The organism is Nocardia sp. NPDC003183 (genome assembly GCF_053590715.1).
In genome coordinates this window covers 104,010-126,191 of record NZ_JBSFTG010000001.1, presented here as the reverse complement: position 1 = coordinate 126,191, position 22,182 = coordinate 104,010, and the positions used below count along the sequence as shown (strand labels likewise).

Here is a 22,182-nt window from a genome sequence, read left to right as displayed (position 1 = left end):
ACTATGCTACTTGGCATAACATTATGCTATGTTGCCTAGCATACTTTCGTCGAAGGGGTGTGACATGGCCGAACCGAAGGCGACCGCGTGTGTGCTGTGCGAGTGCAACTGCGGGATCACCGTCGAGGTGGCGGGTCGCCGCTTGGCGAAGATCCGCGGCGACAAGGCGCATCCGGCATCGGAGGGCTACACCTGCGAGAAGGCGATGCGCCTGGACCTGTACCAGAACGGCGCCCACCGCCTCACCACCCCACTGAAACGCCGGCCCGACGGCACCTACCAGGAGATCGACTGGAACACAGCGATCGATGAGATCGCCGCGAAACTCTCCGCCATCACCGACGAACACGGCGGAGACAAGATCTTCTTCTACGGCGGTGGCGGCCAAGGTAACCACCTCGGGGCCGCCAACGCGGCCGGGCTGCGCGGGGCACTGGGCTCGATCTATCACTCCAATGCGCTGGCACAGGAGAAGACCGGGGAGATCTGGGTCGACGGCCGCCTGTACGGCGGTCACACCAAAGGCGATTTCGAACACGCCGAAGTACTGGTGTTCGTCGGCAAGAACCCCTGGCAATCACACAGCTTTCCGCGGGCCAGACCGGTACTCAAGCAGGTAGCCGCCGACCCGACCCGTTCGATGATCGTGATCGATCCGCGCGTCAGTGAAACCGCGGCGATGGCCGAGCACCACTTGCGGGTGTTGCCGGGGCGCGACGCCTGGCTGATGGCCGCACTGGTCGCGGTGATCGTGCAGGAAGACCTGGTCGACGCCGACTTCATCGCCGCGCACACCACCGGCTACGACGAGGTCCAGGCGGCGTTCCAGGCCTGCGACATCACGGATTTCGCGACGATCTGCGGTGTCGGCGAGGGCGAGATCAGGGCGGCAGCGCGCCGGATCGCGACCGCGTCGAGCGTGTGCGTCTACGAGGACCTCGGCATCCAGCAGGCGCCCAACAGCACCCTGGTGTCCTACCTGGACAAGCTCCTGTGGATCGTCACCGGCAACTTCGGCAGACCCGGCACCATGTACCTGCACTCCTCCTTCGCGATGCTGACCGGCGGTTCCGGGTCCGGATCACCGCGCAAGAAGCCGAGCGCACTGGCACGCGCGCAGAAGCGGTTGACGGCGCGGACCGTCACCGCGGCGGCCACGGCGATCAGCGCGACGTTGCCCACCCTCGCCCGGGTGACTCCGCTGCGCGCGCGGGTGGAGGCCGGGGCCTCGGCCCTGCTCGACGCGATGGTTCCCTTGGCGGGCGGGATGCTCGGCAGCGGCAGTAGTGGCGGCGGTGGCCGGACCTCACCGGTCACCGGCGCCAAGATCATCGGCGGCCTGATCCCCTGCAATTCGATAGCCGACGAGATCCTCACCGACCACCCGAATCGCTTCCGCGCGATGTGGATCGACTCGTCCAACCCGGCGCATTCCCTCGCCGATTCGCCCCGCTTCCGGGCCGCGATGCGCGCACTGGACTTGTCGGTCGTGATCGATGTGGCGTTCACCGAAACCGCGCGTGAGGCCGACTATGTGCTGCCCGCCGCCAGCCAGTACGAGAAGCCCGAAGCGACGTTCTTCAACTTCGAATTCCCGCGCAATGTCGTTCACCTCCGCAAACCGCTCATGGAGCCGCTCGACGGCACGCTGCCCGAACCCGAGATCTACGCGCGGGTACTTCGACGCATGCGGGTCCTCGACACCGACACCGTCGCCCGGCTCCGACGCGCCGCGCAGACCGGCCGTGACACCTTCGGCGCGACCTTCCTGGCCACCGTCGCCGCTGATCCCGCCCTCGGAAAGATCGCTCCGTACTTGTTGTACGAAACGCTCGGCACCACGATGGCGCCACAGATGAGGGGCGCCGCGGTGCTGTGGGGCATCAGTCAGATATGTGCGATGTCGAACCCGAAAGCCGTTGCCCGAGCGGGCTTCACCGGTACCGGCCTGACGCCGGGCAACCGGCTGTTCGACGCGATCATCGAATCCCCGAGCGGCGTGGTCTTCACCGACGACACCTGGGATGACGTCTGGCACTACGTCAAGCGCAAGGACCGCCGCTTCACCATCGACATCGACAATCTGCTCGACCAGGTCCGCCGGCTGCCCACCGCGCGCACGGCGTGGACGACCCCGGAGTTCCCGCTGGTCCTGGCCGCCGGTGAGCGGCGATCGTTCACCGCCAACACGATCTTCCGCAACCCCGACTGGCGTCGCCGTGACCGCGACGGCCACCTCCGGATCAGCGCCGAGGATGCCACCGCCTTGCGGCTGACCGACGGCGCCCCGGCACGACTGGTCACCGCGAATGGATCCGCCACCGTGATCGTCGAGGTCAGCGACATGATGCGGGCAGGAAACATCGCCCTGCCCAACGGTTTCGGCCTCGACTACCCCACCGGCGACGGAACAACGACCAGTGCCGGGGTCTCCCCCAACGAACTGACCGGCCTCGCACTCAAAGACGCCTTCGCAGGCACCCCATGGCACAAACACGTCCCGGCCCGGCTCGAAGCACTCGAAGAAATCCCGACCGCATGACCTACGTGATCGCTGAACCCTGCGTCGACATCAAAGACAGAGCCTGCATCGAAGAGTGCCCGGTGGACTGCATCTACGAGGGCGACCGGATGCTCTACATCCAGCCCGACGAATGCGTCGACTGCGGTGCCTGCGAACCGGTCTGCCCGGTCGAGGCGATCTTCTTCGAGGACGACGTCCCCGACCAGTGGACGGGCTACACGCAGACGAACGTGGACTTCTTCGACACGATCGGTTCCCCCGGTGGCGCCGCCAAATTCGGGAAATACGACGGAGATACCCCGTTCGTGGCCGGTTTGGCGCCCAACACCGTCGACGGCTGAGCCCGGTGACACTGCCGCTCAGCACACGCGTCGCGTCTCGATGAATGTCGACGGGACCTACTAGTGTGCGAGCCGGTCTGTTAGTTCCCACAGAACGCGGCCTGCTCACGCCGTTCCGCGGTCCGCGCCGGGCGGCTTTCGATAGCGTCGACACATGTGGAGACACAGGCGGTGGACTCGACGGCAGACTCTGTCGATGGGAGCCCTGCTGGTCGGTGGAGCGTTCTCGGGCGCGGGGGCCTCGGCCGTGTCACATGCCGAAGAAGACCCCGGCGTCCGATACCAGGGGTACTCCGCCGACGACCGGGCGAAGCCCTATGCGCGGTTCATGGCCGCACGAACCGCACCCGCACCGGCATCAGTGCTCACCACCTACGACGGTCCGCCGGTGCCGCCGAATACCATTCCGGATTTTTCGGCACTTTCGCACGATCTCGCCGCCCATGGCTACTCTCCGGTCGAGACCGGATACGGACAGACCGCGAGCGGAATGGTGTGGGCGGCAGTACACACCGATATGCCGAATGTCTCTGCGGCGATGTGGGATTGGTGGTTCGGCTGGCATTCGGCGGAATCGGCGAGATACAAGCTGTGGCATCCCGACGCACACCTGTATGCCGGAATCAGCGTGGACAAGACCGGCCACGCGGTGCCGGATCGCGCGAAGTACGTCGGCAATATCTCCTATGTCGATGAGTACGTCGGCCCGAAACTACAACAGCTGGCTATCGCTTTTCTCGATCCACAGGACCACGGATTCGATGTACCCGCTGGACACACAGTGATTTTCGGACGGGTAGGCAGCAGCGTGGCGCCCGTCGATCTGGGGTGGCTCGCGCATCAGGTTCGGCCCGTTCCCGGCGGATGCGAAATGCGCAGCCGCTTCTATCTCAACCACTACGGGCTCCACAGCCCCGACCTGGTCCGAGCCGCACAGGCCATCAGCCGGGGCGCCGCGGTCGATGCAGCGGATCTCGTCCTCGGCACCGATCTCGCCCGCGATCTCCTGCTGCACTGCGGGCAGGAGATGCACCACCTGGCCCAATTCCTGCCCGATCTCTACAGGGAATTCGCGAACCCGTAGGTGCGGCGCTGGTCAGCCTCACCCGTCTCGAACTGCGCGTCGCCACGGACAGATCGATCAGTGATTCCGACCTACTACCGTTCACTGAACCGATAGCATTACCGTTTCCCCATTGGTAGCCTCTTCGAGAGGCTCCCCCAGTCCTCACCGCGCTGCACGTGTGAGCGTCGACCAGCTCCCAGCCGAGCTGCGCCGAGGCCACGACCACTCCGGACCTGAGGATTGCGCCGTCTCCTTCGCGATTCCAGATCGAGGTACACCATGACCGTGGACCAGCGCCCACTCGAAGAGTTGGGTTACTACCTGTTGGCGGGCTCGGGCGGGGGCGGTCCGGCACGCCTGATCGAAGATGCGCGCAGGGGTGAGGAACTCGGGCTCGGCACAGCGTTCATCTCCGAACGCTGGAACGTCAAAGAGGCCGCGTCGCTTACCGGCGCGGCCTGCGCGGTGACAGAGCGAACCAGGGTGGCCACTGCCGCGACCAACCACAACACGCGCCACCCTTTGGTCACCGCGTCGTGGGCCACGACCATGCACAGGCTCTCCGGGGGCCGGTTCACTCTCGGTATCGGGCGGGGCGTCGCGGCGATGTACTCCGCGTTCGGCATCCCAGCGGTGACCACCGCTCAGATGGAGGATTGGGCCCACGTCATGCGACGGCTGTGGCGGGGGGAGGCGATCATCGGCCACGACGGCCCACTGGGCTCCTACCCCGTACTCTTTCTCGACCAGAGCTTCGATGAGGACATTCCACTCGCGCTGGTCGCGTTCGGTCCGAACACCTTGGCGCTCGGCGGACGGGTCTTCGACGACGTCATCCTGCACACCTACTTCTCACCGGAGACTCTGCGACGGTGTGTGCGGACGGTCAAGCTCGCTGCTGAGAAGGCCGATCGCGATCCCGATTCGGTGCGGGTCTGGTCATGCCTGGCAACCGTGGGCGACCATCTGCCAGAAGAGCTTCGCTTGAAGAAGACCGTCGCCCGGCTGGCGACATATCTGCAGGGATACGGGGACCTGATGGTGCGCACGAACGGCTGGGATCCGGGCGCGCTGCGGCGGTTCCGCGAAGACCGGGTCGTCACCTCGATCGCCGGTCCGATCGACGGGGTCGCGACCGCCGACCAGATCGAGCACATCGCGGCGATACTGCCCTCGGAGTGGCTGGCATCGGCGGCCACCGGCACGCCGAGGCAATGCGCCGACCGAATACGCGAGGAATTCGGTAACGGCGCCGACCGCGTGATCCTGCACGGCGCGACTCCCGAAGAACTCGCGCCTGTCGTCGCCGCGTACCGAGACAGCGACACAGTGAGGATCTCGAAATGAGTGCGACCGTACCGATTCCGCGCCGCGCCGCCGACATCACCAGCCACTGGCTGCAGGCGGTGCTCGGACCGGAGGCAGACGTCGTCGAGGGTGTCGAGATCTGCCCGATCGGCACCGGCCAGACCGGGGCGACGTTCCGGATCACGCCACGCTATGCACACAGCGAGCACGAATTCCCGTCGACCTTCGTCATCAAACTGCCCGCCGACGACGACGGTGTGCGGGCGGGCGTCACGCTCGGCTATCTCAGCGAGATCACCTTCTACAGACAAGCCGCTACGCAGACGAGCGTGCCGACGCCACGCTGCTTCTACAGCGACATCACCGAGGACGGGACCGAATTCGCCCTGCTCCTCGCCGACCTGTCCCCCGCCGTCCCCGGCGACCAGATCGCGGGCTGCGGGACCGATGCGGCGTACCAGGCCGTGTCCGCGCTGGCCGGTCTACACGGGCCGAGTTGGCGCGATCCACGCTGGCTGGACCTCGCCGTAGCGATGCCCAAACCGGGCGACACCGCAGCGGCAGGCGGCCTCGGCGACGTGGCGCGGATGGCCGCCGACATCACGCTCGACAAGCTCGGCGCGCGCATGGATCATCGCGACCGTGAAACCTTCTCCGAGGCCCTGGGTCTGGTGACACCCTGGCTGCAGGCCGGCTCCGACACCGGCCGATTCGCGTTGCTGCACGGAGACTACCGACTCGACAACCTCATGTTCGATACCGCGACGAGCAGCGTCAGCGTGGTCGACTGGCAAACGCTCGGCGTCGGGTTGCCCGCGCGCGATCTCGCCTACTTCACCGCGACCGGCCTGAACCCCGACGCGCGATCGGCGTGCGAGAACAGCCTCGTCGACGTGTACCACCGGAGACTGCTCGAGTACGGCGTCACCGGATATACCCGCGAAACATGCTGGCAGGATTATCGATTCGGAATGGTACAGGCCCCGCTGATCATCGCCCTCGGCGCCGCCTTCGCGACACCCACAGCGCGCGGCGAAGAGGTTTTCCTCGTCATGCTGGAGCGCAGCTGCCGGGCGATTCGCGACCTGGGGACACTCGCATTGATCAGCGCTGCCGACTGACACGCTTCGACCGCGAACCGCTGTGAAGCCGGACTTGCGCGAGGCGCTACTGAAAGAGGTACAGTAAGTCAAACGTTAGTGCCGACGATGGTCTTCCTGGAGGTCTTCCCGGCGCGGTCCGTGCCGGATGCCGATCGCCCGGTTCGACGACGGAGCGCCCGGCGAGACCACCGGTTGCGAAAGGACGAAGAATGACAAAGCTGGACTATCTGGCGGTCGATGTCGACAACCACTACTACGAACCACTGGACGCGTTCACCCGCCATCTACCCAAAGAGTTCAAGCAGCGCGGGGTGCAGATGGTCAACGACGGAAAGCGGACGCTGGCGATAATGGGCGGAAAGGTCAACCAATTCGTCCCCAACCCTACGTTCGACCCGATCATCAAGCCCGGGTGCCTCGATCTGCTGTTTCGCGGTGAGATTCCCGAGGGCGTCTCTCCGGCCTCGTTGATGAAAGTAGACCGCCTGTCCGAGCACCCCGAATACCAGAACCGCGACGCTCGCGTGACGGTCCTGGATCGACAGAACCTCGAAACTGTCTTCATGCTGCCGACCTTCGCCTGCGGGGTAGAGGAAGCGCTCAAGCACGACATTCCCGCGACGATCGCCTCGGTCCACGCTTTCAACCTGTGGCTCGACGAGGACTGGGGATTCGACCGTCCCGACCACCGCATCATCTCGGCGCCGATCATCTCCCTCGCCGATCCGGCGGCGGCGGTCGAGGAGGTCGAGTTCGCGCTGAGCCGCGGCGCCAAGATGGTGCTCGTGCGCCCGGCACCGGTACCCGGTGTGACACGCCCGCGATCCCTCGGTGACCCTCTGCACGACCCGGTGTGGGCCCGCCTGGCCGAAGCCGGCGTACCAGTCGGCTTCCACCTGTCCGACAGCGGATATCTCGCCATCAACGCGCTGTGGGGCGGCACGGCGACGTTCGAGGGATTCGGCAAGAAGGATCCGCTCGATCAGATCCTGCTCGACGATCGCGCGATCCACGACACGATCGCCTCGATGATCGTGCACCAGGTGTTCACCCGCCACCCGAAGCTCAGAGTGGTGAGCATCGAGAACGGCTCGTACTTCGTCTACCGGTTGATCAAGCGCTTGAAGAAGGCCGCGAACACTGCTCCTCACCACTTCACCGAGGATCCGGTGGAGCAGTTGAAGAACAATGTCTGGATCGCGCCCTACTACGAAGACGACGTCAAACTGCTCGCCGCGACGATCGGCGTGGACAAGGTCTTGTTCGGCTCCGATTGGCCACACGGCGAGGGGCTCGCCGATCCGACGACCTTCACCGCGGACATTCCGCAGTTTCCGGAATTCTCATATGAGGACACCCGGAAAGTGATGCGCGACAACGCTCTCGATCTGATCGGCTCGAATGTCGCCCAGGAGTCACCCAGCCGATAGCGCGAAATATGCGGCTCCCCGTCACCGACGGGGAGCCGCATTGCGTATTCGGGATGTTGCACGGTTCGGGTAGGACTATCGGCGAGCAGTCACTTCACGGTAAACCTGGTGACGTCGAGAATCAGCACGACGCGATCGTAGACATCATCGGGCAGCCCGGCGTCGACGTCACCGTACAACTCGCTGAGCTCACGATAGAAGACCCCCTCATCGTCTCCCAAGACCGTGACCAGCCATCCCTGTGTCTCCAGCGACCTGGTCGGCACATCGGGGTCGGTGATGAGAAACGAGTAGTTCGGGTTCGCCTGCAAGCTGGTGAACTTGCGTCGCGGGATCGTATGGCTCATCCGCAGGTGCGCACCGTCCCAGGTGAAGCGCATGGGCGACAGGTCAGGCGAACCCTGCGGGGTCACGGTTCCGAGAACACCGACGATCGGTCGCTGAAGCAAGTCTTCGTATTCCGTAGGCACCCTTGAGGTCATGAGAGTCTCCACCATCGATTCGCAGTGAGATACACGATTCCGCACCGGCGCGCTGGTCGTCGCCGCAACAGAACCCGTATATTGATATAGTTACTGTATAGATTACAGTATGCCGTGTCGCCCGGCGATGACCTCTGCCCCGAATCTCTTCACGAACTGCGTAGCGGCGGCCGGGCTGGAACCGTCGACGTGCACAACAGCCCAGGTGGCGCCACGCTTTTCGAGGTCGTCCAGATAGCCCGACGCCGCCAGGACCGTATCGGTATCACCGAAGTCCAGGTGCGGACATACGACCTGGATGTCGACCGCGTCGGCATCTCGGCCCGCTGCCGCCAGACCATGGCGCAGGTCGGCCACCGCGGCACCGAACGCCTCGACGCTCTCGATAGCGGTCGTTCGCATAGCAGCGGCCATGCCGGCATCGGCGATGATCGGCATCCACCCGCTGCCGTGCCGGACGACGCGGCGCCGAGCCGCCCTGCCGTTACCGCCGATCCACAGCGGCGGGTGCGGGCGCTGCGCGGGAGACTGCAACCACAGCGGCCCCGGCGCGCCGAAACCCACTCCCGCGACCGGCGTTTCAGGGTCGGCCCAAATGCGCCGCAGCGCATCCAGCGCTTCGTCCAGCAACTCGCCGCGCCGGTCATGATCGACGCCGACAGCAGCGAACTCGGCCCGCAGGTATCCGGCTCCGACACCGGCGATCAACCGACCACCCGAGACGATGTCCAGACTGCCCAGCGCTTTCGCGGCGAGGTAGGGGTTACGGAACGGCAGTACATACAGATTTGTGAGCAATCGAATACGCGTGGTGAACCCCGCCATATAGCTCAGTGCCGCGATCGGGTCGAGAGTGTTGTGACCCCCGTTGTGCCGCCACTTCAACGACGGCGCCGGGTGTTCACTGAGCGCCACCGCGGCGAAACCGGACTCCTCGGCTTGGCTCACCACATCACGAATGACCGCGGGGTCCAAGAACGCGTCGGATGCCGTCGGCAGCTCGGCGGGATACTCGAGAACGTACTTCATTGCGCGAATTCCTTTGTCCAGATCACCGCGCACGTCGTTCGCGCACGACAGCGTGCCACTGGCCGACGAACCACGTCGAGCGCAACAGTGGCCAACTCGGTCTTTCTTACTGTATAGCTTACAGTACAATGGTGCGCCAGAGTGGCGTGGTGACGAGCGATGAGGTGAGCTGTGCACATCCCTGTTCAGGACGAGTCGGAAGGTCCGCTTGCCGGGATCACGGTCGTCACGCTCGAACAAGCGGTGTCGGCACCGATGTGCACGCGCACACTGGCCGATCTGGGTGCCCGGGTGATCAAGATCGAGAACCCCCGCGGCGGCGATTTCGCGCGACATTACGACGACGTGGTCCACGGGCTCGCCGCGCACTTCGTCTGGGCCAACCGCGGCAAGGAGTCGATCACTCTCGACCTCAAAAATCCGGACGGGATGACGGTCCTGCACCGACTGCTCGACACGGCGGATGTCTTCGTCGCCAACCTGGCCCCGGGGGCGACCGCAGCACTGGGTATCTCACCGGTCCAACTCGCACAGCGACACCCGGACCTGGTGGTGATGGAGATCGACGGATACGGCGCGGGGGGACCGCTGTCCCATAAACGCGCCTACGACCTGTTGATCCAGGCAGAGTCCGGAGTCTGCGCCGTCACCGGCTCGCCAGGGGCACCGGCCAAGCCGGGCCCGCCCATCGCGGATGTGAGCTCGGGTCTGTATGCCGCGCTGACGATCCTGGCGATGATCTGCGCCAGACGATCACCCGGTGCGCGCACCGGCGGCACCGCCGAGCCTGCCCCGTTCACCCACGCATCGGTGAGCTTGTTCGATACCGCCGCCGAATTGATGGGCTACCAGCTCACCTACACCCGCCATACCGGTGTCGATCAGCAACCGCTCGGGATGAGTTCCCCCGCCGTCGCACCGTACGGCGCCTACCGAACCTCGGACGGCGAGACCGTGGTTCTCGGCACCACCAACGACCGTGAATGGCAGCGCCTCGCCCGGGATCTGCTCGATCGGCCCGACCTCGCCGACGACCAGCGCTACGCGGGCAACCTCGACCGGGTCCGACTCCGGACCGAACTGGACAACGAGATCGCCCAGTGGTGTGCGCGCCATGACGCAGCCACCGTCCAAGCTCGGGCCGATGCGGCAGGCATCGGGAACTCTCGTTTCAGAACGCCGCGCGAGGTCATCGCGCACCCTCATCTCGCGGCGCGCGACCGATGGCAAGAGATCAGCACTCCCGCGGGTTCGGTGACAGCCCTGTTGCCGCCTCCGGTCATCGCGGGCTTCGCGCCGCCGATGGGTGCGGTACCCGGTCTCGGCGAGCACACCGAGACAGTCTTGGCAGCAGCAGGATTCACACCTTCGGACATCGCGGAACTCCGTGATCGCGGTGCGATCGGCACTACCACTCCCGCCCCGTCCGCAGTGACGGCGACGAAAGGATGACCCTGTGACAGACGAGCCCGTACTGCTCATCGGCAACGCCGGCGGCGTGCGCACGCTGACGCTCAACCGCCCACGTCGTAAGAACGCGATCAGCACCCCGCTGTGGCACGCGCTGCGGGCGGCACTGCGTGACATCACGAGCGACCCCACGGTGCGGGCCGTTGTACTCACCGGCGCGGGCGAATCGTTCTCCGCGGGAGCCGATCTCGCCGCCACCGAGGGAATGGACGAGTTTCCGGATCCGGCTCGCGAATTGCGCACCATCAACGAGACCGTGCAGTTGCTGCACGAGCTGCGGGTGCCGACAGTGGCCAAGGTGCGTGGCGTTGCGGTCGGCGCGGGATGGAACCTCGCGCTGGCCTGCGATCTCGTTGTCGCGACCCCGCAGGCACGGTTCTGCCAGATCTTCGCCCGCCGTGCGCTGTCGGTGGATTGCGGTGGCTCGTGGTTGCTTCCCCGGCTCGTCGGTTTGCAGCAGGCCAAGCGCCTGACCCTGCTGACCGAGATGATCACCGGCGAGCATGCCGAGGGGCTCGGACTCGTCACCTGGCTGCGGCCTGCCGAGACGATCGATGAGTTCGTCGACGAGATAGCGGGCAAACTGGCGGCGGGTCCGCCCGTTGCGTTGCGGCAGACCAAGAATCTGCTCAATGCCGGATCCGATCGAACGTTGTCCGAGGCGCTGGATGCCGAGGCGAAGGCCGCGGGCGTCAACCTCACGGGGGCCGACGTGATCGAGGCCTTCGCCGCCTTAGCCGAAAAGCGTGAACCGGTGTACGCCGCCGCCGATCAGCAAGTCGCGCTATGACCGGTCGAAAACTCGGGCAGCCGCGTCGCCGACGCGAACGAGGATCGCTCAATCCCGCGGACATCATCGACGGCGCGTTCGAACTCGCCGAACAGGTCTCGGTCGACGGGCTCAGCATGCCGCTACTCGGCAAACATCTCGATGTCGGCGTCACGAGCATCTACTGGTATTTCCGCAAGAAGGACGACCTGCTCAACGCCATGACCGATCGCGCGCTGCGCCAGTTCATCTACGCGGCGCCCTACCCTGCCGTCGACGCGCACGACTGGCGCGAGTCGCTGTCGCGCCACGCGCGCACCATGCGCCGCGCGTTCTTGAACAATCCGATCCTGTGCGACCTCGTGCTGATCCGTTCGGCGCTGAGTCAGCACGCGGCGAGGTTGGGCGCCGAGCAGGTGGAGCGCACGGTCGCGAGCCTGGTGAAGGCCGGGCTCTCGGTCGACGAGGCGTTCACCGTCTACTCAGCGGTCAACCTGCATGTGCAGGGCTCGGTCGTCCTGCAACGACTCCACGACAAGAACCAGGAGCTGGGCAGCGATGCGACCGCCTACTACGACGTCATCCACGTCGACCCCGAGACGACTCCGTTGCTGGCGGCCGCCATGGCCAAGGGCAGGCGGACCGGAGCTCCGGACGACCGAAATTTCGAATGGGGGCTGGAATGCATCCTGGATCACGCGAAGCGGGCGATGGAGGAGCAGAGCCGATGAGACAGCCGAAGGATCCAGCCCTCACACCCGCGATCACCGCCGCCCTCGGTGCCGCGGGCGCCGGCCTGGCCGACCGAGTCCGCGCCGATATCCTGCACAGCTCGCGACCGGTGTTCGGCTTCTACCTCGCGCAGACGTTGGACTCGCTCACCACCAGGCTCGCCGACGGCACGAGCCCGCGGCCGGAAACACCAGCCCAGCAGCTGTGTCTGCACCTGATGATCGCCCACGTCCAGCAGCGCTGCGCACTGCCCGGATTGGATCGAGCTCGCGCCGCCCTGCTGCCCGACACGTCCCACGAGATCCTCGCCCGGATACTGGGTGCCTCCGGAAACATCGCCGCGACCTATGATTTCGATGCCCTCGGCCACGCCTTGGCAGTGGGCGGTATGGGTGCGTTCTTCGCGCCGTTCGACTCCGACGAGATGGTGGCCTGAGCGTCCGTGGACGAACCTACCGACTTTCATCCCGACCTGCGCTTTGCCCGATACCTGCCACGCACGGTCGTCGGATCACGGTCGGTGGGTCCCATCCGGAAGCTGACGGCTCGCAGCGGCAGCCGACCACCGTCCGAAGGCGTGCTCGAGCGGGTCGACGCGAATGTCACGGTCCGGCTGTTCCGGCCCGACGGCGCGCGACCGAAAGCACCGGCGGTGCTGTTCGTGCACGGCGGCGGGTACCTCATCGGCAATGCGGCGATGGGCGACGGATTCTGTCGGCGGGTCGCCGGCGAACTCGGTGCGGTCGCGGCATCGGTCGAGTACCGGCTGGCGCCGGAACACCCGTTCCCCGTCCCGCTCGAGGACTGCTACGCGGCGCTGCGCTGGCTCGCGGCTCGATCCGATGTGGACGCTCGCCGGATCGCGCTCGTCGGCGAGAGCGCGGGCGGCGGGTTGGCCGCCGCGTTGGCCCACCTCTGCACGTGGAGTGCCGAGGTGAGCCCCGTTCTCCAGGTGCTGTCCTATCCGATGCTCGACGACCGGACCACCGCCCGCACCTACCCCACTCCCGGCCGGTTACGTCTGTGGAACGAACGGAGCAACCGGCTCGGCTGGCGTTCCTACCTCGGCAGTGCCAGCGGCGACACCGTATCGCCCCTAGCGGTTCCGGCCCGCTGCGACGACATGACCGGGCTCGCGCCGGCCTGGATCGGCGTGGGGACCAACGATCTCTTCTACGCCGAAGACCTCGCCTATGCCGAACGCCTCCGGCAGGCCGGCATTCGGTGCACCCTGCGGGTAGTGCCCGGCGCCTACCACGGCTTCGACCTGGTCGAGCGGCGCACGCCGGTCGCGCGTGCCTTTCGGCGAGCCCGGCTGGATGCCCTCGACGACGCGCTCAACGGCTGGGCAGACCCCGCGTAAGCCGGTGAAGCGTGCTCCGTTTCCCTCGGCAGGCGATGCTTGCTACCTTGTTCAGTACGTTCAACGGTAATATATACCGTATTTAAAACAGTATCGAACCGAAGAGGGAATGCGAGATCCCATGAGCGAGGCCTTCGCCACCGATGTACCCGACGCTCAGAGCGCCCGAGTCGGCGCAGCCCGCGAGCGCTGTCCGGTGAACGAGACCGCACGATCGGCGGCACAGCCTTTGGCCGGGCTTCGGGTAGTGGAGATCTCCAGTTTCGTCGCCGCTCCGCTGGCGGGAATGACACTGAGCCAACTCGGTGCCGACGTGATTCGGGTCGATCCCCTCGGCGGGGCGGCCGACTACCATCGGTGGCCGCTCACCGACGACGGTGCGAGCATCTACTGGACCGGTCTCAACAAGGGCAAGCGCTCCGTCGCGGCGGACCTGCGCGGCTCCGCCGGGCAACAACTGATCTCGAACCTGATCACCGACGGTGGACCAGGCAGTGGCATCCTGCTCACCAACACCGTGGGCCGGGACTGGCTCGACTACGACACTCTCGCCGAGCGGCGACCCGATCTGATCCGGCTCGAGATCCTCGGGCGTGCCGATGGTTCGACCGCGGTGGACTACACCGTCAACGCCGCCATCGGCTTTCCGATGGTTACCGGCCCGGCCGAGCACGCGGGGCCGATCAATCAGGTTCTGCCCGCCTGGGATCTGCTCTGCGGTCTGTACGCCGCGCTGGCGATCACCGGGGCCGTGCGGCACCGCGAGGCGACCGGAGAAGGCAGCAGGATCACGTTGCCGCTGGAGGATGTCGCACTGGCGACGGCGGGAAACCTCGGTTTTCTCACCGAGGCGATGCTGTGCCAGACGCCGCGGCCGCGCCTCGGCAACGCCATCTACGGCCAGTACGGTCAGCATTTCAGTGCGGCCGACGACGCCACGTTCATGATCGTGGCCCTCACCTCCCGCCACTTTCACGCGCTCACCGAGCTCACCGGAACTCGCGCCGCCGTCGACGCGCTGGCCACGGCTCTCGACGCCGACTTCACCGACGAGGGCGCCCGCTACCACCATCGTGATGTCCTCACCGGCCTGTTCACGCCGTGGTTCCGGGCCCGCAGCGGCGTCGAGATCACCGCCGCCCTCGAACAGACCTCGATCCTGTGGGAGCGCTACCGGAGCTTTCACGAGGTAGTGACCGACCCACGGGTCACCGCCAATCCCTTGTTCACGTCGTTGCTGCAACCTGGCATCGGCACCTACCTCGCGCCCAGTGCGCCTGCGTCGGTCGACGGCGCCCACACCGCGCCGCAAGCGGCTCCACGGCTGGGTGAACACACCGAACAGGTCTTACGCGACCGGCTTCACCTGTCGCCGGCCGACCTCGCGCGATTGCGCGAGGCGGCCGTCATCGCGACCGAGAGTTGATCTCGCGGCGAGAACGCGCTCTCGCTAACGCCCGGGTGTCGCGAATACCGCGGTGGTATCTATGGTCTTCACATCGACCACCGAGCCGTCTTCTTCCGCTTTGCCGAGCAGGGCATTGCCACTGCAGATGTTCGGACCGAACGAGATCGGTTTGGTTCCGCATTGGAACGTCGATGCGGGGGTGAGAGGGAGCGGTTCGGGTTCTGCCATCGAATCAAGACGGGCCGCGACCGTCGCGCGAGTGATCTCGCCCTGCATCCCTTCCAACGCGGACCGGAGCCCCAGGATCGCCATATAGGGCGCTGCGGCAGTATCCGGCATCTTGGCACCTGATCCGTCGACCACCGCTTCGAAGAGCTTCGTCTCTTTCGAGGCAGGGTCGACGACACTATTGGCGACGACAAGCAGATCCTGGTAGCCGCCGGGGATCTGCGACGCGATCTCGGAATCGCCGACGCATTGGTTGACCGTCATCACCGGCTGGGTCGCGTTCAGCGTCCGCATGGCCTTGATCGCCGCAGCGCAGAACGAGACATCGCCGAGCAGGTGGAACATATCCGGCTTCTTCTCGAGTGCGGCCTGGATCTGTGGCGTCATATCGGCGGTGCCGAGTGGGATCGCGACCACGTCGGCCTGCGCACCGGCGTTTCCGAACGCGAGGGGACCGAGCTTGGTGAGCGGCTCCACCGCGACGGGCGAATCGACGGTCAGGACCGCGATCTTCTTGTAGCCGTTCTGTTTCGCATACGCCGCCGGTACTCCGATGAGCCCGTTCAGCGGGTTGCCCATCACATAGGTGTTCGGCAGCACCATCGCCTGCCCGCCGCCGGCGAGTGCGAAATAGGGCATGGCGGAGGGCGAGGTGATCGTGGCGATGGTGTCGGAATTGCCGTAGTCACCGGTGACCACGGCGACAGCGTCGGACTGCACGAACTTGTTCGCGCAATTTCGAGCCAGGCTCACCTGGATCTCGTCCTCGCACGTGATGAGCTCGATCGGACGACCGTTGATCCCACCGAGATGGGTATTGACGTAGGCGACGGTCGCTTTCGCTACTTCGAGTTCCTCGGTGTGGACAGGCGCTCGGGGTCCGGTGGTGACGAACCCGAGCTTGATCGGCGCACCCGTTGCCTTGTTCTCCTGGCCGAGCACTGATCTGTCGACCGGAGCCGGTGAACCGCCGTCGCCGCTCGAACAGCCGGAGGCCGACAACGCCACTGCGAGCGCGACATACGGCAGGGCAGCCCACCGGTTCCGTAGGGAAAAGGACATGCTTGTCTCCTGGTGTTGAATCGAATGGGGCGAACTTGCCGTTCACCCCGTTGGCACGGGCACGCATCAACCTGCGGCGGTGCCGGTCTCGCCTCCGAGATACGCGGCTCGCAGACGCTCCGGGAATGCCTTCAGCTCGGTTGCGCTACCCCGGAGAGTCACTTCCCCGTGGACGAGAACGATGGCTTCGTCGGCGATCTCGAGCGCGAGCCGGACGTGTTGTTCGACGAGGACGACCGCGGCACCGGTGGTATCGGCGATATGTCGCACGGCCGGAAGTAGCGTCTCCACGACGACCGGGGCCAGTCCCATGCTCATCTCATCGATGAGCAGCACTGCCGGATTCTGAACCAGCGCCCGCCCCACGGCCAGCATCTGCTGTTCGCCGCCCGAGAGTGCACCCGCCGCGACCTTCCACCGCGGTCGCAGTGCGGGTAGCAGCGCGAGGATCTCGTCCAGGGACGGTCCATTGCGCACGCGGGCGATTTCCAGATTCTCGGAGACGGTCAAGCTGTTGAACAGCGCGCGATTGTCCGGGACGAGAACCACACCCGCGCGATTCGCCTTGGCGGGCTTGCCATTCGGTAGACGCCGCCCGGCCACCGTCACCTCGCCCGCGAGGGCGGGCAGCAGACCGGCCAGCGTCGACATCAAGGTCGTCTTTCCCGCGCCGTTCGGTCCCAGGACGGCCGTCACCGATCCGGACGCGACCTCGAGGTCGAGCTCACGAACGATCGGAAGTTTGCCGTACCCGGCGGTCACGTTGTGCAGTCGGAGAGTCATTCGGCGATCTCCTCGGCGAACATGCTGCCGAGATAGGCCTCGGCGACCGTGCGATCGTTTCGGATCTGCTCGGGCGTACCCGAGGCGAGGATCCGCCCGAAGTCCAGCACCTGAACGTGGTCACAGATCCGCAGCACCAGACTCATATCGTGCTCGACCAACACGATGGTCACCCCGCTGTCTCGAATGGCGAGCAATCGTTCACCGAGCCAGTGACTCTCGGTGGTATCGAGGCCGGCGGCCGGCTCGTCGAGCAGCAGGACTCGCGGCTTGCCCGCCATCGCGCGCGCGATCGACACCAACTGGCGTTGTCCCTGCGACAGCTCACCCGCGGGCGTCTCGCGGGCGTGCGCCAGCCCGAGCAAGTCGAAGATCTCGTCGAACTCCGCCTCGTCGAAGGCTGCCCGCGCCGTGCCTCGGCCCGACAGTCCGACCACGACATTCTCACGAACACTCAGATCCTCGTAGAGTTCGATCGCTTGGAACGTACGGCCGAGACCCGCGTGAATGCGCTCGTGGGTCTTCTTGTTCCCGAGCGACTCGCTGCCGATGGCGATGGTGCCCTCGGCACGCACCGACCCGCTGATCGCGTCGATCAAGGTGGTCTTTCCCGCACCGTTCGGACCGATGAGACCGACTATCGCGCCGTCGGGCACCTCGAATGTCACGTTGTCGACAGCGACGACACCTCCGTAGCGGACTGTCACGTTGTGGAGTCCGAGCAGCGGGTCGCCTCCTGGCACCGCAGTCGGCTTCGGCGCGGCGACCCCGGTGCCGGCCAGCGACCCCGTACGGCCAGACGACTTCGGACCGGTACGCGCGAAGGCCCGCTGGACAGGGGCGACAATTCCCTCCGGATTCGTCAGCACGGTCTGCAGCAGCCCGATACCCACGATCACCTGATACCAGCTGCCCGCCTGGTCACTGATCTGCTCCAGCAGCAGAAAAGCCACACCGCCGGCGCCGATTACGCCACTGAGCACACCTCCGGAAATCGACGTGACACCCGCGAGGTAGACGGTCGCGAACAAAGTCACACCGGCCAGCGCGGTGAACGATTGGAACGACACGTTCGTCTGCTGATAGGCGAGCAGACTGCCGCCGAGTCCCGCGATGAACGCGCCGATCGCGAACGCGGACAACTTCGTCCGCACCACATCGACACCCGAGGCGGCGGCCGAACGCTCATTTGCCCGAACCGCCAGCATCCGTGTACCGAGTCGGCTTCGCCGCAGGTACCCGACCCCGAGTCCGACCACCGTCAGCACCATCAGACAGAACAGCCCGAATTCCACTCTGGGATAGTTCTCGCCGCGCCCGATTCCGAGGCTGTACCCGAATACGGTCGGGTCCGGAATGTTGATTCCACCCGAACCGACGAAATCCAGATTGCGGAACCACAGTGCTTCGATCGCATAGGCCAGCGCCAGGGTGACCACAGCGACAGTGAGCCCGCGAATCCGCAGCGCGGGTAGTCCCACGACCACACCGAGCACGGTCGCCACGAGCGCCGCGAGCAGCGGAGCGAACGGGAACGGTATGCCCCAGTTCTCGGCAATCGGTCCCAGTATGTACGCGGCGGCGCCGGCGAGGGCGAGTTGAGCGAGGGACACCTGACCCGCGTATCCGGTGACCACCACCTGGGACAGACCGATGACGGCCAGGATAACAGAGGTGATCAGCGCGGTGCGCAGGTCGTTTCCGGCGAATACCAGTGCCAGGCCGACCACCACCACGCCCACCCCGGCGCTGGACCACAACCGGCGAGGGTAGGGCGCGTTGCCCAACTCGGCGACGATGACCGCGCCGCGTGATGGCAACGGCCTGGCCCGCGCGACCAGCACGACGAGCAGCACGAGCAGTGGAACCAGCTCGACCAAACCGCTGGAGGGTAGCCACTCGTATACCCGCGAGAGGTAGGTGGCTTCCGACTGGAGCATGCCGATGGCCAGGCCCGCCAGGACAGCGGCGACGATCGAGGAAAACCGCCCGATGATGGCCGCGGCCAGCGCCGGAACGATGAACAACGAATAACCCGTCGGGGTGAGCGGCACGATCGGGCAGATGAGAATGCCCGCCGATCCAGCCACCGCGCAGCCGATCATCCAGTTGTAGGCCGCGCAGCGATCGGGCGACAGACCGCTCACGTAGGCGCCTTGCTCACTCTCCGCGGTGGCACGGGTGAGCAAGCCGAATCTCGTGAATCGGTAGAGAGCGGCCAGGACCAGAGCGATCACCACGATGGCGATCCCGAAGTACACCCGATCCTGCGGGATCCGAATACCCCCGAGGCTCCAGATGCCGACCGGGAAGATCGCCTTGACCCCGATGGTGTTGGTACCGACCTGTTTGGTCGCTATCGCCACCAAGACGATCATCAACGCGATCGAGGCGACGGCGCGGGCGATCGGCGGAGCCTTGCGCAGGGGACGAAACACGACGATGTAGAGCAGAAGGCCGAACATCGCCGACAGCAGGACCGCTACCAGCGCCGACACCGCGAAGCCCGGATCACCCCCGATACCCACCGATTTGGGCAGGCCGGGGACCAGGATCAAGAACTCGCCGCGCCGCAAGAAGGCATAGATATAGGCACAGTTGAGCGCGATCGCGCCGGTGGCGAAATTGAGGACGCCGGAGCTGCGGTAGATCAGGACCAACGCGATCGCGAGGGCACCGAACACGCCGCCGCTACCGATCCCGAGGATCAGGAACTGAAGATGCTGACTCATGCTCCGAGCCCCTCGACGAGCTCGAAATCCCCTGTGGCCGTAACAGAAAGCATTGAGCGCCTCACTCGCGATTCGGGCGGCAGCACTCGCAGGCCCGAATTGTTCCAACACAGCTGGCGCCCCTGCCTGTCGGCCAGGTCGTCAGGTCAACCATGTGACGCGAGACACGCTACGGTAATACATACTGTAATGGCAATAGGAATCTTCCGCCCACACCGTCTCGACCATCGGATTCCCAGCCGAGCTCGAGGATCAGGCCTGCCTGCGAGGAGCGAGGAGCGCCTGCGCTCTGGCCAGGTGCGGTCGATCCAGTAGCCCACCTCGGTAGCCGATCGCTCCGGTTTCGGGATCGGCGGCGAACAAATCCACGATCTCCTGGGCAGCAGCCAGTTCCTCGACGCTGGGCGCGAACGCCGCGTTGATGATGTCCACCTGATCCGGATGAATGGCCAACATCCCGCGAAAGCCCTCACGACGAGCCTTTTCCGCACGAGCTCGCATACCGTCGAGATCGCGGTAGTCGCCGTGGATGGTGTCGATGGCGGCCACTGCGGCGCTCGCCGCGCCGACCAGACAGAGACTTCGCGCCAACTCGTAGGTGAAGCCGTAGCCGCCATCGGGGCCGCGATGCGTACCGGCCCCCAGCGACGCGGCCAGGTCTTCCACACCCCAACTGAGGGCGGCCAACCTCGGTGCGTCCCGATAGGTTCCGGTGGTGAAGACGGCTTCGGCGGATTCCGGGGCCAGCGCGATCACCTCGATCCGGCCGGGTTCGGCATCGGCGGCGACCTCCAACGCGGACAGATAGTGGTCCAGTGTCCGCACGTCCTGGCCGCCACGGGATTTGGGCAGCATGATTCCGCCCGGTCGCGCGGGCACGATCGCGGCCAGATCCGCCAGCGTGTGTGGACCGTCGAGTGGATTGACCCGAACCCACAGCCGGCGGCGGTCCGATTCCGCGTGCGCGGCGAGGAAATCCGCGGTTCGTTTCCTGGCCGCCGGCTTTTCCGCGGCCGCGACGGCGTCCTCGAGATCGATGAGCACGATATCGGCGGCCCCAGTGGCCGCTTTCGCCATTTTCCGCGCACTGTCGCCAGGAGCGAACAGCCAGGACCTGGCGTCGATTCCGCGGTGTCCGATGCTGCTCATGAACGGTCCCTTCGATGGATTGGGTCGGCCGGTGTGGACACCGCAGCTACGGAGCGAATCCCTTTGCCGTAATCATTACGGTACTACATACAGTAAACAGGCGGCGAGAATATTCGACGCGCCGACGACACCGGTTCGGCTCCTCACCGTGATCGGCTCGACGAGTCGATAGAATGCCTCGCGGTATCATTTACTGTGGCGCGTACCACCAGGGCTGGCGGCGCAGCGTCGACAACAGTTAACGTCGGCAACCCAGGAACTCACAAAGGTGGTTACGGCATGGCGAAACAGCAAGCGACTGCGGATAAGCGGCAACGACGCGAGCGCGGGTCCCTGAACCCGGAGGATATTCTCGACGGCGCATTCGAACTCGCGGAAGATGTGTCCCTCGACAATCTCAGTATGCCGATGCTCGGCAAGCATCTGGATGTCGGAGTCACCAGCATCTACTGGTATTTCCGCAAGAAGGACGATCTGCTCAACGCCATGACCGATCGCGCATTGGAACAGTATGCGAGCGAGGCCCCGTTCATCCAGGCGAGCGACTGGCAGGACACGATGCGCAACCACGCCAGGACCATGCGAGCGACGTTTCTGGGCAACCCCATTCTCTGCGATCTGATCCTGATTCGATCGGCGCTGAGCCCCTTGGCCGCTCGCCTGGGCGCGCAACTGACCGAACAGGTGATCGCGAATCTCATGGAGGCCGGCCTGACGCTCGACGATGCCGTCGACACGTATTCGGCGATCCAGTTGCACACTCGCGGATCGATTGTCCTGCAGCGGCTCTACGACAAGAACAAGGAATCCGGCGACGAGCGCGGCGCCTACTACGAGCATCTGACCATTTCTCCGGAAACCACTCCCCTACTGGCCGAGGCGGGAGCACGGGGCCATCACAGCGGCGCTCCCGACGACACCAACTTCGAGTACGGCCTCGAATCCATTCTCGAGCGCGCGAGCCGATTGATCGACTCGACACGTCCGTCGACACCGCGCAAGAGGGCCGCCCCCGCCAAGAAGGCGGCGGCTGGACCTGCGAAGAAGACGGTCGCGGCGAAGAAGACCGTCGCAGCCGAGAAGACCGCCACAGCGAAGAAGACGGTGGCAGCCAAAAAGACCGTCGCAGCCAAGAAGGTCGCCGCCCCGCGACGAAGCAGGTCCGCCGCCAAAGCCGAATAACCAGCGACATATCGGCATCCG

At 65.5% G+C, this 22,182-nt stretch carries 19 protein-coding genes; 13 read left to right on the top strand and 6 right to left on the bottom strand.

All coding sequences use genetic code 11. The annotated features are described in order from the left end of the window. The first annotated feature begins 64 nt into the window (after positions 1-64). From ACWDXS_RS00590 to ACWDXS_RS00565, 6 genes are all read left to right on the top strand, one after another. Positions 65-2,542 (top strand): molybdopterin-dependent oxidoreductase, encoded by a 2,478-nt coding sequence (locus ACWDXS_RS00590; RefSeq protein WP_449960520.1) that lies wholly within the window; start codon positions 65-67, stop codon positions 2,540-2,542. After that, on the top strand, positions 2,539-2,865 hold the full coding sequence (gene fdxA / locus ACWDXS_RS00585) for a ferredoxin (protein WP_379312515.1): 327 nt from the start codon (positions 2,539-2,541) through the stop codon (positions 2,863-2,865). The genes ACWDXS_RS00590 and fdxA overlap by 4 nt, the downstream gene beginning before the upstream one ends. A gap of 196 nt (positions 2,866-3,061) precedes the next feature. Beyond that, a complete protein-coding gene (locus ACWDXS_RS00580; RefSeq protein WP_449960516.1) occupies positions 3,062-3,949 on the top strand; it encodes a DAPG hydrolase family protein in 888 nt (295 codons plus the stop codon). 261 nt (positions 3,950-4,210) lie between these two features. Then, entirely contained in the window at positions 4,211-5,278 is a 1,068-nt protein-coding gene (locus ACWDXS_RS00575; RefSeq protein WP_378992995.1) for a TIGR03857 family LLM class F420-dependent oxidoreductase, read from the top strand. Next, positions 5,275-6,360, top strand: coding sequence for a phosphotransferase family protein (locus ACWDXS_RS00570; RefSeq protein WP_378992993.1), 1,086 nt, complete (start codon positions 5,275-5,277; stop codon positions 6,358-6,360). Before ACWDXS_RS00575 ends, ACWDXS_RS00570 begins: the two co-directional genes overlap by 4 nt. A gap of 191 nt (positions 6,361-6,551) precedes the next feature. Then, on the top strand, positions 6,552-7,772 hold the full coding sequence (locus tag ACWDXS_RS00565; RefSeq protein WP_449960511.1) for an amidohydrolase family protein: 1,221 nt from the start codon (positions 6,552-6,554) through the stop codon (positions 7,770-7,772). Between the two features lie 89 nt (positions 7,773-7,861). Here the strand turns inward: ACWDXS_RS00565 and ACWDXS_RS00560 are convergent, their stop codons facing one another. Beyond that, on the bottom strand, positions 7,862-8,269 hold the full coding sequence (locus ACWDXS_RS00560; protein ID WP_449960508.1) for a pyridoxamine 5'-phosphate oxidase family protein: 408 nt from the start codon (positions 8,267-8,269) through the stop codon (positions 7,862-7,864). An 87-nt stretch (positions 8,270-8,356) separates the two neighbouring features. Beyond that, positions 8,357-9,283, bottom strand: a complete 927-nt coding sequence (locus ACWDXS_RS00555) for a TIGR03619 family F420-dependent LLM class oxidoreductase (protein ID WP_449960505.1) — start codon at positions 9,281-9,283, stop codon at positions 8,357-8,359. A gap of 255 nt (positions 9,284-9,538) precedes the next feature. Between ACWDXS_RS00555 and ACWDXS_RS00550 the strand changes: the two genes are divergently transcribed. The 6 genes from ACWDXS_RS00550 to ACWDXS_RS00525 all read left to right on the top strand — a co-directional run bounded on the left by ACWDXS_RS00550 (position 9,539) and on the right by ACWDXS_RS00525 (position 15,043). Then, positions 9,539-10,735 (top strand): CaiB/BaiF CoA transferase family protein, encoded by a 1,197-nt coding sequence (locus tag ACWDXS_RS00550; protein ID WP_449963353.1) that lies wholly within the window; start codon positions 9,539-9,541, stop codon positions 10,733-10,735. A gap of 4 nt (positions 10,736-10,739) precedes the next feature. Beyond that, positions 10,740-11,543 carry an enoyl-CoA hydratase/isomerase family protein gene (locus ACWDXS_RS00545; RefSeq protein WP_449960502.1) on the top strand — a complete coding sequence of 268 codons (804 nt, stop codon included), beginning with the start codon at positions 10,740-10,742 and terminating at the stop codon, positions 11,541-11,543. After that, the gene (locus ACWDXS_RS00540; protein WP_378992987.1) at positions 11,540-12,253 is read left to right on the top strand and encodes a TetR/AcrR family transcriptional regulator; all 714 of its coding nucleotides are present in this window, start codon (positions 11,540-11,542) and stop codon (positions 12,251-12,253) included. Before ACWDXS_RS00545 ends, ACWDXS_RS00540 begins: the two co-directional genes overlap by 4 nt. Next, the gene (locus ACWDXS_RS00535; RefSeq protein WP_378992985.1) at positions 12,250-12,690 is read left to right on the top strand and encodes a hypothetical protein; all 441 of its coding nucleotides are present in this window, start codon (positions 12,250-12,252) and stop codon (positions 12,688-12,690) included. Before ACWDXS_RS00540 ends, ACWDXS_RS00535 begins: the two co-directional genes overlap by 4 nt. Before the next feature lie 6 nt (positions 12,691-12,696). Then, complete coding sequence (locus ACWDXS_RS00530; protein WP_449960497.1) at positions 12,697-13,617, top strand: alpha/beta hydrolase; 921 nt, start codon at positions 12,697-12,699, stop codon at positions 13,615-13,617. 121 nt (positions 13,618-13,738) lie between these two features. Then, positions 13,739-15,043: a CoA transferase gene (locus ACWDXS_RS00525; RefSeq protein WP_449960494.1), complete on the top strand. Its 1,305-nt coding sequence runs from the start codon at positions 13,739-13,741 to the stop codon at positions 15,041-15,043. Between the two features lie 24 nt (positions 15,044-15,067). Here the strand turns inward: ACWDXS_RS00525 and ACWDXS_RS00520 are convergent, their stop codons facing one another. The 4 genes from ACWDXS_RS00520 to ACWDXS_RS00505 form a co-directional block, all read right to left on the bottom strand. Further along, positions 15,068-16,315 carry an ABC transporter substrate-binding protein gene (locus tag ACWDXS_RS00520; protein ID WP_449960491.1) on the bottom strand — a complete coding sequence of 416 codons (1,248 nt, stop codon included), beginning with the start codon at positions 16,313-16,315 and terminating at the stop codon, positions 15,068-15,070. Positions 16,316-16,381: 66 nt separating this feature from the next. Then, entirely contained in the window at positions 16,382-17,098 is a 717-nt protein-coding gene (locus tag ACWDXS_RS00515) for an ABC transporter ATP-binding protein (protein WP_379315026.1), read from the bottom strand. Further along, positions 17,095-19,830 (bottom strand): ABC transporter permease subunit, encoded by a 2,736-nt coding sequence (locus tag ACWDXS_RS00510; RefSeq protein WP_449960487.1) that lies wholly within the window; start codon positions 19,828-19,830, stop codon positions 17,095-17,097. Before ACWDXS_RS00510 ends, ACWDXS_RS00515 begins: the two co-directional genes overlap by 4 nt. Positions 19,831-20,082: 252 nt before the next feature. Further along, positions 20,083-20,979 carry an HpcH/HpaI aldolase/citrate lyase family protein gene (locus ACWDXS_RS00505; RefSeq protein WP_449960484.1) on the bottom strand — a complete coding sequence of 299 codons (897 nt, stop codon included), beginning with the start codon at positions 20,977-20,979 and terminating at the stop codon, positions 20,083-20,085. A gap of 279 nt (positions 20,980-21,258) precedes the next feature. Between ACWDXS_RS00505 and ACWDXS_RS00500 the strand changes: the two genes are divergently transcribed. Then, positions 21,259-22,161 carry a TetR/AcrR family transcriptional regulator C-terminal domain-containing protein gene (locus tag ACWDXS_RS00500; RefSeq protein ID WP_379315324.1) on the top strand — a complete coding sequence of 301 codons (903 nt, stop codon included), beginning with the start codon at positions 21,259-21,261 and terminating at the stop codon, positions 22,159-22,161. The last annotated feature ends 21 nt before the right edge of the window (positions 22,162-22,182 follow it).

Coding starts and splice junctions, on each gene's coding strand:
- ACWDXS_RS00590 (WP_449960520.1), top strand. CDS start 65: ATGGCCGAACCGAAGGCGACCGCGTGTGTGCTGTGCGAGTGCAACTGC.
- fdxA (WP_379312515.1), top strand. CDS start 2,539: ATGACCTACGTGATCGCTGAACCCTGCGTCGACATCAAAGACAGAGCC.
- ACWDXS_RS00580 (WP_449960516.1), top strand. CDS start 3,062: ATGGGAGCCCTGCTGGTCGGTGGAGCGTTCTCGGGCGCGGGGGCCTCG.
- ACWDXS_RS00575 (WP_378992995.1), top strand. CDS start 4,211: ATGACCGTGGACCAGCGCCCACTCGAAGAGTTGGGTTACTACCTGTTG.
- ACWDXS_RS00570 (WP_378992993.1), top strand. CDS start 5,275: ATGAGTGCGACCGTACCGATTCCGCGCCGCGCCGCCGACATCACCAGC.
- ACWDXS_RS00565 (WP_449960511.1), top strand. CDS start 6,552: ATGACAAAGCTGGACTATCTGGCGGTCGATGTCGACAACCACTACTAC.
- ACWDXS_RS00560 (WP_449960508.1), bottom strand. CDS start 8,269: ATGGTGGAGACTCTCATGACCTCAAGGGTGCCTACGGAATACGAAGAC.
- ACWDXS_RS00555 (WP_449960505.1), bottom strand. CDS start 9,283: ATGAAGTACGTTCTCGAGTATCCCGCCGAGCTGCCGACGGCATCCGAC.
- ACWDXS_RS00550 (WP_449963353.1), top strand. CDS start 9,539: ATGTGCACGCGCACACTGGCCGATCTGGGTGCCCGGGTGATCAAGATC.
- ACWDXS_RS00540 (WP_378992987.1), top strand. CDS start 11,540: ATGACCGGTCGAAAACTCGGGCAGCCGCGTCGCCGACGCGAACGAGGA.
- ACWDXS_RS00535 (WP_378992985.1), top strand. CDS start 12,250: ATGAGACAGCCGAAGGATCCAGCCCTCACACCCGCGATCACCGCCGCC.
- ACWDXS_RS00525 (WP_449960494.1), top strand. CDS start 13,739: ATGAGCGAGGCCTTCGCCACCGATGTACCCGACGCTCAGAGCGCCCGA.
- ACWDXS_RS00520 (WP_449960491.1), bottom strand. CDS start 16,315: ATGTCCTTTTCCCTACGGAACCGGTGGGCTGCCCTGCCGTATGTCGCG.
- ACWDXS_RS00515 (WP_379315026.1), bottom strand. CDS start 17,098: ATGACTCTCCGACTGCACAACGTGACCGCCGGGTACGGCAAACTTCCG.
- ACWDXS_RS00510 (WP_449960487.1), bottom strand. CDS start 19,830: ATGAGTCAGCATCTTCAGTTCCTGATCCTCGGGATCGGTAGCGGCGGC.
- ACWDXS_RS00505 (WP_449960484.1), bottom strand. CDS start 20,979: ATGAGCAGCATCGGACACCGCGGAATCGACGCCAGGTCCTGGCTGTTC.
- ACWDXS_RS00500 (WP_379315324.1), top strand. CDS start 21,259: ATGGCGAAACAGCAAGCGACTGCGGATAAGCGGCAACGACGCGAGCGC.